This window comes from Thioalkalivibrio sp., assembly GCF_007692535.1.
In the GTDB taxonomy this organism is placed as follows: domain Bacteria; phylum Pseudomonadota; class Gammaproteobacteria; order Ectothiorhodospirales; family Ectothiorhodospiraceae; genus Thioalkalivibrio.
Map to the genome: position 1 here is coordinate 1 of NZ_REBW01000080.1, position 11,842 is coordinate 11,842.

An 11,842-nucleotide genomic window follows, 5' to 3' on the forward strand; every position below is an offset into this window, starting at 1 on the left:
CCTACAGTTTGCGGCTTTTCATCATCAGGGGTGCCGCACCCCACGACGGCATGAAAGTTAGCGTGAAAGTCACAGCCCAGTAGGTCGGGTTAGCGCAGCGTAACCCGACGACGTCCCTCAGGCTCTCGCGGGACTCAGACGCGCCCGGCACGCAGGATGCCGCGCGAACTCTCCTGGATGAACGCAAGCAGATTGCGAACCTCGGGCAGGTCGGTCTCGGCCATGAGACTGGCAACGCGGGACTTGCGGTCACTCCGCCCGCGCAGCACCTCCGCGAAGGCCCGGTGCAGGCCGTTGACGCTGGCCTCGCTGAACCCCTTGCGGCGCAGCCCCACCTTGTTGATCCCGATCAGCCGCGCGTAGTTGCCGCTGGCAAGGCAATAGGGAGGCAGATCGCGGTTCAGGGCGGACCCCATGCTGGTGAAGGCGTAGGAGCCGACACGGCAGAATTGATGGACCAGCGTGAAGCCGCCCAGAGTGCAATGATCCTGCACCTCCACATGGCCTGCCAGGGAAGCCGCGTTCGAGAAGATGATCCCGTTGCCGATGATGCAGTCATGAGCGATGTGCACGTAGGCCATGATCAGGTTGTCGTGACCGATGAGGGTCTCGCCACGACCACGTTCCGTGCCCCGGTTCAGCGTTACCGACTCGCGAATCACGTTGCGGTCACCGATCACCAGGCGCGTAGGTTCGCCGCGATAGCTGGTGTCCTGCGGGGCTTCGCCGATAGAAGCGAATTGATAGATGCGGTTGTCCTGCCCGATCTCCGTGGGACCCTGGATCACCACATGGGGACCGATCCAGGTCCCGGCGCCGATGCGCACATGGGCTCCGATCACGGAAAACGGCCCAACCTGCGCCGAAGGGTCGATTTCTGCGCTGGGATGGATATCGGCGCGCGGGTCGATCATCACTCGATTTCCTTACCCACGCACATCAGGTCGGCGGAGGCACAGAGCTCGTCGCCCACATGGGCTTCGGCGGCAAACTTCCAGATGCCTCGTACCGTCCGGATATGCTCGACGCGAAGCCGTAGCTGATCGCCCGGTTCCACCTGGCGCCGGAAGCGCGCCTGATCGATGCCCACGAAAAGATACAGCTGCTTCTTGTCCTGGTTGACGCCTTGATGTTCCTCGGTCTTGAAAGCCAGGAGGCCCGTTGCCTGCGCCAGGGCCTCGAGAATCAGGACCCCAGGCATCACCGGCTTGATCGGAAAATGACCCTGGAAGTACGGTTCGTTGATGCTCACGTTCTTCAGCGCGACGAGATATTTTCCCGGCTCGTAGTCCGTGACCCGGTCGATGAGGAGGAAAGGGTACCGATGCGGCAGATAGCGCATCACCTCGAGTATGCTCAGACCGTCCATATGGTCGCTACCTTTTTCTTGTTGTTTGCGTTCCGGCATCGCGCAGACCACGTGGCCGACGAATTCCCAGGGTATGTTCCGACGCTGACGCCGCAGGGCCACCAGCACCCAGCAGCCAGGCTGTCATTAAAAATCCGCGCCGGCTGTTGCGGTACGTCGGCAGCACGTTGGCCGGGTTCGTTGATCGACCGCATCACCAATGTCATCGCGCGCATGGTCATGTCACCAGCGATCCCGAAAGGCTCGAGTATACCGGCTCCCTCACCGATTGCGCAGTGCCTGGCGATGCACGGCAGGCCAAGGCCTCTCGCCATCGGTCCTCTCCGAAGAACTCGCCGACAGACCGCGAACCCGGTTCCTACGCCAGGCGCCCTTCCTCAGCGAAGGCGCTGCATGGCGGCAATGATGTCATCCGTGATATCGATGCGATCGCTCGAATACAGCACGTTGCGTTCGGTCAGGATCAGGTCGATTTCGCGCTCCCGTGCCAGCGCGATGATGGCATCGTTGATCAGGCGCTGGAGCTTGGCCAGCTCCTCGTTGCGGCGCACGTTCAGATCCTCCGTGAAGCTCTCCTGGGCCCGGCGGAACTCGCGTGAACGCGCGGTGAACTCCCGTTCCAGATCCGCGCGCTGGTTGACGGTCATCAATTCACCCTCGCGTTCGAGCCGATCACGCAACTTCTGCAGTTCCTCGCGCTCGGCGACCAGCTGGGAATCGCGCGGTGAGAATTCGCGCTCCAGTTCACGCATGGCCTCGGCGGCCTGCGGCGAGTCCTCGAGGATCTTGTTCATGGTCACGAAGGCCACGTTCTGTGCCGCCAGCGCGCCCGACCAGAGCAGGATGCCGAGCAGCAGGACCCCGAGGACGATACCTGTTCTTGTCTTCATACACCTTCCTGCATACTGGGTTGGATTCACGATCGAAAGCCGCGCGGCATCAGAAGCTGGCCCCGAGAAGGAACTGCAGGCTTTGCGTGTCGTCCCCGTCCCTCTCGCGCAGGGGGACACCGTAGCTGAAGCTCAACGGACCCACTGGCGACATCCAGGTCAGGGCAAGGCCCGCCGACACCCGGATGTCGTCGGCATCGAAATCGCTGAAGCTCTCGTAGACCTGACCCGCGTCGACGAAGCTGCTCATGCGTACGGAACGGTTATCGGCAGCGAAGGGCAGCGGAAAATACAGTTCCACCGAGGCCGTGCTGCGGAAGGCGCCGCCAAACGGGTCCAGATTGCTGTCGCGCGGACCCAGGCTGTTGTCCTCGAATCCACGCACCGACCGGATACCCCCCGCGAAGAAATGCTCGAAGAACGGGAGTTCGCCGGTACTGCCGTACCCATCACCATACGCGAGCCCGGCCGACAGGCTCAGGGAGTAGGTATCGGAGAGCTTGAAGATCTCCTGGCCGCTGTACGTGAGCTGGTAGTACTCGAGATCGCTCCCCGGGACCGTCACCTCCGACCCGAGCCGGTGCCGCCGGCCGGACGAAGCGAAGATCACGCGGTCACGGGTATCGTGCGTGTAGGAGACTTCGAGGGAAAGCAGATTGTACCTGTCGCCCTCGCGGTCGAGGAAATCGGTGATCTCCGTTGGCGTCGTCGGGACCGTGTTGATCCGGACATTCTGGAATCCTGGCCTGATATTGACGGTGTCGAATTCCGAGAACGGGATTCCGTAGGTGACATTCGCTCCCGCACGGTCGGACGAGAAACGCGAGACATTCGCCTCCTCCGCATCGATCTTCTGGTAAAAGACCGAGAAACCCCGGCTGGCTCCGTGGATCGTGTAATGCGGGTTCAGAACGCTGAGGTTGACCAGCTGCGAAACCTGGCTGTTGCTGACCGACACCGTGACCCGATTGCCGGATCCCATGAAGTTGTCCTGGCTCAGGCTTGCCGTCAGCAGGACCCCCTGGTTCTGGGAGTAGCCCGCACCCAGTGACAACGCCCCGGACAGACGCTCGGTCACCGAGATCTCGAGATCCACCTCGTCATCACTGCCTGCGACACGCCGTGTCTCGATGTTCGCGGTCTCCACGAAGGGCAGCCGCTGCAGCCGCACGCGAGACCGGTCCACCAGCTCGCCGTTGAACCAGGCACCCTCCATCTGCCGAAGTTCGCGCCGGTACACGCTCTCCTGTGTGCGGGTATTGCCCGTGATGGAGATGCGTCGGACATAGACACGCGGACCGGGATCGACGAAGTAGGTCAGCGCCACGGTCTGTGCGTCCTCGTCCACCTCCGGGATCGGATTGACGTTGGCGAAGGCAAAGCCATCGAGGGACAGGCGCCGGGTGATTTCCTCGGCCGAATCGACGACCTGGCGGCGCGAGAAGATCTGCCCCGGTTCGACCGCGATCAATTCCTCCAACTCCTCCGCCGGCACGACCAGTTCTCCCGCGAGGTCGACTGAGCCGATGGTGAAACGGTCACCCTCGTCGATGTTGATGGTGATGTAGATATCCCTGCGGTCCGGCGTCAGCGTCACCTGCGTGGAATCGACGTCGAAATTCAGGAAGCCCTCGTCCAGGTAGCGTGAGCGGAGACGCTCGAGGTCGCCTGCCAGCTTCTCCCGAGAATAATTGTCGCGTCGGCTCAAGAAAGCCCACCAGCGCGGCACCCCCGATTCGAAGCGGCGAGTCAATTCACGATTGTCGAAGGACTCGTTGCCGACAACGTTCACCTCGCGAATCTTCGCCACGCGGCCTTCGGCGATGGTGATGTCCACATCCACCCGGTTGCGCGGCAACTCGGTGATCTCGATGTCGATCTGCACGTTGTAACGGCCACGGGCCAGGTATTGCTGACGCAACTCGTTTTCGACCCGATCCAGGATGGTCCGGTTGAACACCCGGCCGCGCTGGAGCCCGACCGTCCGCAGCGCGTCGGTCAGTCCCTCGGACGGTATGTCGCGGTTGCCGGTAAAACGGATTTCATTGATCGCCGGGCGCTCTTCGACGATCACGACCAGGATGTTGCCCCGCCTCGCCAACTGCACGTCGGAAAAGAAGCCGGTCTGGAACAGGGCTCGGATGACATCGGCGCTGCGACCGTCATCAAAGGTATCGCCGACCTGAACCGGCAGATACGTCAGCGTGGTGCCCGCGGTGATCCGCTCGAGTCCCTCGATCTCGATATCATCAATGACGTAGGACTGCGCCCATAGCCCTGCGGAGGCCAGCAGCAGTCCGTACAGCATCAATGCCTGCAAGAGAGGTCGCGTCATGTATGTTGCCAAATCGAGGGCTGCGAGCGCTGCCTGGTTATCCGAACAAGCGTGTGAAATCGTTGTACAACGCCAACAGCATCAATCCGGCAATGGCCATAAGACCCAGCTGTTGGCCGATCAGCTGGGTACGTTCGGAAACCGCACTACCCTTGATCCACTCCATCAGGTTGAACATCAGGTGACCCCCGTCCAACACCGGGATGGGCAGAAGGTTGATGATTCCCAGTGAGACGCTGACCAGCGCGAGGAAGCCCAGGAAGGCGGTGATGCCGATAATCGCGGTCATCCCGGCGAACTCGGCGATGGTAACGGGTCCGGCGATGTTTTTGACCGACGCCTCACCCGTGATCATGCGCCCCAGGACGCGCAGGGTCAGAACACTGACCTCCCAGGTCCGTGCGGCGCCGCTGGCCAGACCCTCCACGGGCCCGAGCCGGATCAGCGTCGACATCTCCCGGATCTGTGGCTGATCCGTATCCACACCCGCGCCGATGCGGCCCATCGATTCCCCGTCCATCTCGACTCGCGCAGGCGTTACCTGGAGTTCCACGCTGTCGTCGGCGCGGCTGACCCGCACCCGCAGGGTCTCCTCGGGGGAGGCCTGGATGGCGGCCACCCAGTCATTCCAGGATGCGACCGGTTCGCCATCCACGCTGAGAACGCGATCCCCGGCCTGCAGGCCGCCCTCGGCGGCGGGGCTCCCGCGCTCGACGTTGCCGATCAACGGCTCGAGCATCGGCCGGAACGGGCGGATACCCAGGCGTTCCAGGAACTGCCCCTCGCCCAGAAGCTCACGCCGGTTTTCCAGGGTCAGCGTGCGCCGCAGCTCCCGGCCATCGCGGTCGAGCACGGTAATCACGACCTCATCGGCGCGGACCGCGCGGTCCAGCAGACGCAGGTTGGCCTGATCCCAATCCTGGACCCGCCGGTCGCCCACCATCAGAATCTCGTCGCCGTGCTGCAGGCCGCTGACGGCCGCCGCGCTGCCCGGTTCCACGTCACCGACCACGGGCTTCAGGCCCGGTACGCCGATCATGAACATCACCGCGTAGGCCAACAGCGCAAACAGGAAATTCGCCGCCGGGCCGGCAACAATCACGAAACTCCGGGCACCAAGCGGCTTGCGGTTGAAGGCGCGCGGGGCATCCGCCCCGGAGACCGGGGCCTCGCGTTCATCCAGCATCTTCACGTAACCGCCCAGGGGAATCGCCGCAATCACGAATTCGGTTCGGTCCTGCCCGAAGAGACGGCGGTAGATCGGCTTGCCGAAGCCCACGGAAAAACGCAGCACCTTCACGCCCATGAGACGCGCGGCAAGGTAGTGGCCGTACTCGTGGATCGTGACGAGCACGCCGATCGCCACGATGAAGGCGGCAAGGCTGGTCAGAATGGTCATGAAGTCATGGTGTCGCTATGCACTGGCCCGTGCGGTTGCCCAAGCACTAGCATACTCCCGTGCCTCGGCATCCGCTGCAAGAATCCCGTCCAACGAGTCCGCCGACTGGACCGGCAGGGCGGTCAGGGTTGCGTCGATCAGCCGGGCGATCGCAGGAAACCGGATGCGCCCGTCCAGGAAGGCCTGCACGGCGATCTCATTGGCCGCATTGAGGATCGTGGTGGCGGTACCGCCCGCGCTCAAGGCCCGATAGGCCAGGTCGAGACAGGGGAAACGTTCCCGGGACGGCGGCAGGAATTCCAACCTGCCCGCCTTCACGAGATCCAGCGGCGCCACCCCGGAGGCGATACGACCGGGCCAGGCCAGGCTGTGCGCGATGGGCGTGCGCATGTCCGGGTTACCCATTTGCGCCAATACCGAGCCGTCGGCGTACGTGACCATCGAGTGAACGATGCTCTGCGGATGCAGCACAACCTGTATCGCCTCGGGCTCGAGCGCGAACAGCCAGCAGGCCTCGATCACCTCGAGGCCCTTGTTCATCATCGTCGCGGAATCCACCGAGATCTTGCGGCCCATGTCCCAGTTGGGATGGGCACAGGCCTCGTCCGGAGTGATGTCGTCGAAACGGTCCAGCGGGCGCTCCCGAAACGGTCCGCCCGAAGCGGTCAACAGGATCCGTTCCGCCCCGTGCGGGTGCACCGGCTCCCCACAGATATAGCCGGCCGGCAGGCACTGGAAGATCGCATTGTGTTCGCTGTCGACCGGGAGCAGTTTTGCGCCGCTGCGCGTCACCGCATCCATCAGCAGCGCCCCCGACATGACCAGGGATTCCTTGTTGGCCAGCAGGAGCCGCTTTCCCGCATGCGCAGCGGCCAGGGTCGGCAACAGCCCGGCGGCACCGACGATCGCGGCCATCACCACGTCCACCTCCGGGACGCTGGCAACTTCGACCAGCGCTTCTTCGCCCACCAGCACCGTGGTCGCGCTCCCTGCCCGTACGAGGAGATCGCGCAGCGCGGACGCGGCCTCACGGTCGACCATGACCGCAACAGCGGGTCGATGTTCCAGGCATTGCTCCGCCAGACCTTCGACGTTGGCGTGGGCCGTCAGCGCGTGGACCTCGAAGCGGTCGGACTGACGGGCGAGCACGTCGAGCGTGGAGACGCCGATGCTGCCGGTGGAGCCGAGGATGGTGACGCGTTCCCGGCCCATGCTAGTGGCCCGCCGCCGGGAGCAACGCGGTCCAGAGCAGACCGAAAAGGAAGACCGGGGCGGCTGCGGTCAGACTGTCGATGCGATCCAGCACTCCGCCATGCCCCGGCAGCAAGGTGCCGCTGTCCTTGGCTCCAGCCTCGCGCTTCAGCACACTCTCCTGCAGATCCCCCGCCACCGACACCAACGCCACGACGATGCTCAGCAGGCCGAACACCAGGGCGTCCATCGCCGCAAGGCCGAACAGCCAGGCGCCCAGCAGGCCGACCGGAATCACCAGGAACAGCGCGCCGAACAGCCCCTCGCGCGTCTTGCCGGGGCTGATCTCGGGCGCCAGCTTGCTGCGGCCGAACTGACGCCCGGCGAAATAGGCACCGGTGTCCGCGGCCCCCACCAGCAGGATCAGGTACAGGACCAGCAGCGGCGCGGTCGCGTGCAGCCACGTCAGCGCCAGCCCGGCCGGCACCAGGGTCAGCATGCCGGCCGCCTGCAGCAGCAGGCGCCCCGACGGATTCCCGCTCAGCCCCTGGCGGTACCAGGCGAGCCCCAGGAACACGAAGAGCCACCACAGGACGGCCAGCACCAGCACCGCCCAATGCCAGGTTGACCAGCCCGCCGTCAGCCAGACAAGCAGCAGCGCCCCGAACAGCGCCAGCGCCGACGCGACATAGCCCAGGCGCGCCGTGGAGGAATGGAAACCGCCCAGGCGTGCCCATTCCCAGGCACCCAGGCCGACCACGGCCAGCACGAACAGCCCGAACAGCCAGGTGGGCGCAAAGACAATCAGCAGGAAGACCGGCACGATGATCGCAAGCGCGGTGATGATCCGCTGCCTAAGCATGGACGGTATCCACCTGCGCCGCGGTGCAGCCAAACCGCCGCTGCCGGCGCGCATAGCAATCCAGGGTTCCCTGTAATTCGGCATCGTCCACGTCCGGCCAAAGCACGTCCAGGAAACAGAGTTCCGCATAGGCCGCCTGCCACAGCAGGAAATTGCTGATGCGCTGTTCACCGCCGGTGCGAATCAACAGGTCCAGTTCCGGCAGTCCGGCTGTGCTGAGAAAGCCCTCGAAGGCATCCCGGTCGGGATTTACCGCGCTGCTTTCGCGCACCCAGCGCAAGGCCGCCTGGAGGATGTCCCAGCGTCCCCCATAGCCCAGCGCCACGACGAGCGTCATGGTGTCATTGGCCTGGGTCGAGGCCTCGGCATCGGCCATGCGCTGCTGCAATTGCCCGGGAAACTCCTCACGCTGACCAATGAAGCGCAGGCGGATCCCCTTCTCCCGCAGCTCGGGAAGCTCGTCCTCGATGGCGGCTACGAACAGGTCTAACAGCGCCTCGACCTCGGCCTTCGGCCGCTGCCAGTTCTCGCTGCTGAAGGCGAACAGGGTCAGCGCGCGAACGCCGCGGTTGGCGAAGAATTCCACTGCCCTGCGCGTGGCGCGCAGGCCCATCCGGTGGCCCTCGCTGCGCGACAGACCACGGGCTTCGGCCCAGCGACCGTTGCCATCCATGATGATGGCGACGTGCGCGGGCGTTACGGCGGTGTCCGTCGGGGAGGATGCAGGGGCCATCGGGACGACGGAGGTCAAACCTCCATCAACTCCGCTTCCTTTTCCGACAGCATCCTGTCGATGCGCGCGACGTGGTCGTCGGTCAATTTCTGCACCTGCTCCTCGGAACGATGCTCTTCGTCCTCGGAGATCTCCTTGTCCTTCACCATCTGCTTCAGATGATGGTTGGCGTCGCGGCGGATGTTGCGGACCGCGACACGGGCGTTCTCCGCCTCGGCCCGCACCACCTTGACCAGATCCCTGCGCCGCTCCTCGGTCAACACCGGCAGCGGCACCCGGATCACGGTACCCATCGTCGCGGGATTCAGGCCGAGGTCGGAGGTCATGATCGCCTTCTCCACCTTGCCAACCATGCTCCGTTCCCACGGGGTCACGGTCAGCGTGCGGGCGTCCTCGACATTCACGTTCGCGACCTGGTTGATCGGCACCTCGGAGCCGTAATACTCGACCGTCACGTGGTCCAGAAGACTCGTGTGCGCCCGCCCGGTGCGGATCTTGGTGAATTCGGAGTGCAGCGCCTCCAGCGTCTTGTCCATGCGCTGGCTGGCATCCTTGAAGATGGCTTCTGTCATTCTCTCGTCCCCTCGACCAGGGTTCCCACCGCCTCGCCCATCACGAGGCGCCGGAGATCACCCTTGGCAAACATGTTCATGACTCGCAGTGGAAGTTGGTTATCCCGACACATCACCAGTGCCGTGGTATCCATCACGCCAAGACGCCGTTCCAGCGCCTCATCGAAGGTGAGGCGCTCGAACCGGCGCGCGGTGCTCTCCCGCATGGGATCGGCGTCGTAGACACCGTCCACCTTGGTGGCCTTGATCATCAACTCGGCGTTGATCTCGATCGCCCGAAGGCTCGCCGCCGAGTCCGTGGTGAAGAATGGGTTTCCGGTCCCAGCAGCGAAGACCACGATACGCCCCTTCTCGAGGTGCCGCACGGCACGCCGGCGGATGTAGTCCTCGCAGACCTGATTGATGCGGATCGCCGACATCACGCGGCAGAACCGCCCGGTTCGCTCGATCGCGTCCTGCAGCGCCAGCGCATTGATGACGGTGGCCAGCATGCCCATGTGGTCGCCGGTGACGCGATCCATGCCCCCCTGCGCAAGTCCCGCGCCGCGGAAGATGTTGCCGCCGCCGATCACGATGCCGATCTCGACGCCGAGGGTCGACAACTCCGCCACCTCCTGCGCCACCTGATCCAGCACCTTCGGATCGACGCCGTAGTCCTGGGCGCCCATGAAGGCCTCGCCGCTAAGCTTGAGAAGGATACGCTTGTAGGCGGGCTGCCCGGACTGACTCATGGGACTCCTCGGTGGCGAATGGACTCGTAGCTGCGGCCGGGGGGCAGAACGTACCTCCCAGCCGTCCGGGACCTAGGCGCCGCGCGCCTGGGCCATGACTTCCTCGGCGAAATTCTCGACCTTCTTCTCGATGCCCTCGCCGACTTCATAGCGAATGAATCCGGCCACCCGGGCGTCCTTCTCCTTGAGCAACTGGCCCACGGTCAGATCGGGATTCTTCACGAACGGCTGGCCGACCAGCGTGACCTCGGCCAGATATTTCCGGATCCGTCCCTCGATCATCTTCTCAACGATCTCCGGCGGCTTGCCCGAGTCCTGAGCCTGGGCGCGGAAGATCTCGCGCTCCTTCTCCACCGTCTCGGCAGGCACCTGATCGGCATCGACGCAGATCGGCCGGCTGGCGGCCACGTGCATCGCGACGTCTTTCGCCAGACCCTCGTCGCCCCCGACCAGGCTCACCAGGACGCCAATGCGGTTGCCGTGCAGGTAGGCCCCCAGGGGACCCTCGCCCTGCACCCGTGCGAACCGGCGCACCTGGACATTTTCGCCGATCTTGGCGACCAGCGCCGCGCGCCGCGACTCGAGGCTCTGGCCGTCGACCGTCACCGCCATCAGGGCCTCGACGTCGGCCACCCCGGAAGTCAGCGCAGCCTGCGCGCATTCGGCGGCAAACTGCTGGAAATTGGCATCCTTGGCGACGAAGTCCGTCTCCGAGTTGACCTCGATGATCACCGCGGACGACCCGTCGCTGGCGATCTCGATCCGCCCCTCGGCGGCGATCCGTCCGGCCTTCTTGTCGGCCTTCGCCTGCCCGGACTTGCGCATCAACTCGACCGCGGCCTCGATGTCGCCCTGGGTCTCGGTGAGCGCCCTCTTGCATTCCATCATGCCGGCGCCGGTGCGCTCGCGCAGTTCTTTGACTAAAGCAGCAGTAATCTGCATGAAAAAAGCTCCTGAATATGAAACCGGCCGCGCGCAGTGAGCGCTGCGGCCGGTCAGAACGGGGTTAGGACTCCGCGCCGGCCTCGGCGGGGGCGAATTCCTCTTCCTGCACCGCGGTGGCACTGGCCCCCTTGGCCTCCATGATGGTGTCCGCGATCGCGGCCACGTACAGCTGGATTGCCCGCATCGCGTCGTCGTTGCCGGGGATCACGTAATCGATGCCCTCCGGACTGGCGTTAGAGTCGACGATGGCCACCACGGGAATGCCGCGCTTCTTGGCCTCGGCCACCGCGATCTTCTCGTAACCCACGTCGATCACGAACATGGCGTCGGGCATGCGGTTCATGTCCTTGATGCCGCCGAGGCTGCGTTCCAGCTTCTCCTGCTCACGGATCAGCATCAGGCCTTCCTTCTTGTTCAACCGGTCGATGCTGCCATCGGCACGCATGGCCTCGATATCCTTGAGGCGCTTGATCGACTGCTTCACGGTGTTGAAATTGGTCAGCATGCCGCCCAGCCAGCGATGATTCACGAAGGGCATGTTGCAGCGGCGGGCCTCTTCGCCGACGACGTCGCGGGCGGAACGCTTGGTGCCCACGAACAGGACCTTGCCGCCGTCCGCGGCGATCTTGCCGAGGAAGTTCAACGCGTCGTTGAACATCGGCAGGCTCTTTTCGAGGTTGATGATGTGGATCTTGTTGCGCTCCCCGAAGATGTACGGAGCCATCTTGGGATGCCAGTAGCGGGTCTGGTGGCCGAAGTGAACGCCGGCCTCCAGCATCTGACGCATGGTAACGAGTGACATTGCGGTATTCTCC

The 11,842-nt window shown here is 64.3% G+C and carries 12 protein-coding genes; all 12 read right to left on the reverse strand.

Annotated features, from left to right (window positions below):
- Positions 1–134 precede the first annotated feature (134 nt).
- A complete protein-coding gene (lpxA, locus tag EA346_RS03100; protein WP_296755529.1) occupies positions 135–914 on the reverse strand; it encodes an acyl-ACP--UDP-N-acetylglucosamine O-acyltransferase in 780 nt (259 codons plus the stop codon).
- Positions 914–1,369 (reverse strand): 3-hydroxyacyl-ACP dehydratase FabZ, encoded by a 456-nt coding sequence (gene fabZ / locus EA346_RS03105; protein WP_296755583.1) that lies wholly within the window; start codon positions 1,367–1,369, stop codon positions 914–916. The genes lpxA and fabZ overlap by 1 nt, the downstream gene beginning before the upstream one ends.
- Before the next feature lie 377 nt (positions 1,370–1,746).
- A complete protein-coding gene (locus EA346_RS03110) occupies positions 1,747–2,259 on the reverse strand; it encodes an OmpH family outer membrane protein (protein WP_296755532.1) in 513 nt (170 codons plus the stop codon).
- A gap of 49 nt (positions 2,260–2,308) precedes the next feature.
- Entirely contained in the window at positions 2,309–4,567 is a 2,259-nt protein-coding gene (gene bamA, locus EA346_RS03115; RefSeq protein WP_296755586.1) for an outer membrane protein assembly factor BamA, read from the reverse strand.
- A 64-nt stretch (positions 4,568–4,631) separates the two neighbouring features.
- Entirely contained in the window at positions 4,632–5,993 is a 1,362-nt protein-coding gene (rseP, locus tag EA346_RS03120) for an RIP metalloprotease RseP (protein WP_296755534.1), read from the reverse strand.
- A 15-nt stretch (positions 5,994–6,008) separates the two neighbouring features.
- A complete protein-coding gene (gene ispC, locus EA346_RS03125; protein WP_296755537.1) occupies positions 6,009–7,205 on the reverse strand; it encodes a 1-deoxy-D-xylulose-5-phosphate reductoisomerase in 1,197 nt (398 codons plus the stop codon).
- A 1-nt stretch (position 7,206) separates the two neighbouring features.
- Positions 7,207–8,046 carry a phosphatidate cytidylyltransferase gene (locus tag EA346_RS03130; protein WP_296755539.1) on the reverse strand — a complete coding sequence of 280 codons (840 nt, stop codon included), beginning with the start codon at positions 8,044–8,046 and terminating at the stop codon, positions 7,207–7,209.
- Entirely contained in the window at positions 8,039–8,779 is a 741-nt protein-coding gene (gene uppS / locus EA346_RS03135; protein WP_296755589.1) for a polyprenyl diphosphate synthase, read from the reverse strand. Before uppS ends, EA346_RS03130 begins: the two co-directional genes overlap by 8 nt.
- 14 nt (positions 8,780–8,793) lie before the next feature.
- Positions 8,794–9,351 (reverse strand): ribosome recycling factor, encoded by a 558-nt coding sequence (gene frr, locus EA346_RS03140; RefSeq protein WP_296755542.1) that lies wholly within the window; start codon positions 9,349–9,351, stop codon positions 8,794–8,796.
- Entirely contained in the window at positions 9,348–10,082 is a 735-nt protein-coding gene (gene pyrH / locus EA346_RS03145; protein WP_296755544.1) for a UMP kinase, read from the reverse strand. The genes frr and pyrH overlap by 4 nt, the downstream gene beginning before the upstream one ends.
- A 72-nt stretch (positions 10,083–10,154) precedes the next feature.
- Positions 10,155–11,024, reverse strand: a complete 870-nt coding sequence (gene tsf, locus EA346_RS03150) for a translation elongation factor Ts (RefSeq protein WP_296755547.1) — start codon at positions 11,022–11,024, stop codon at positions 10,155–10,157.
- A 64-nt stretch (positions 11,025–11,088) separates the two neighbouring features.
- Positions 11,089–11,829, reverse strand: a complete 741-nt coding sequence (gene rpsB / locus EA346_RS03155; RefSeq protein ID WP_296755550.1) for a 30S ribosomal protein S2 — start codon at positions 11,827–11,829, stop codon at positions 11,089–11,091.
- Positions 11,830–11,842: the final 13 nt, after the last annotated feature.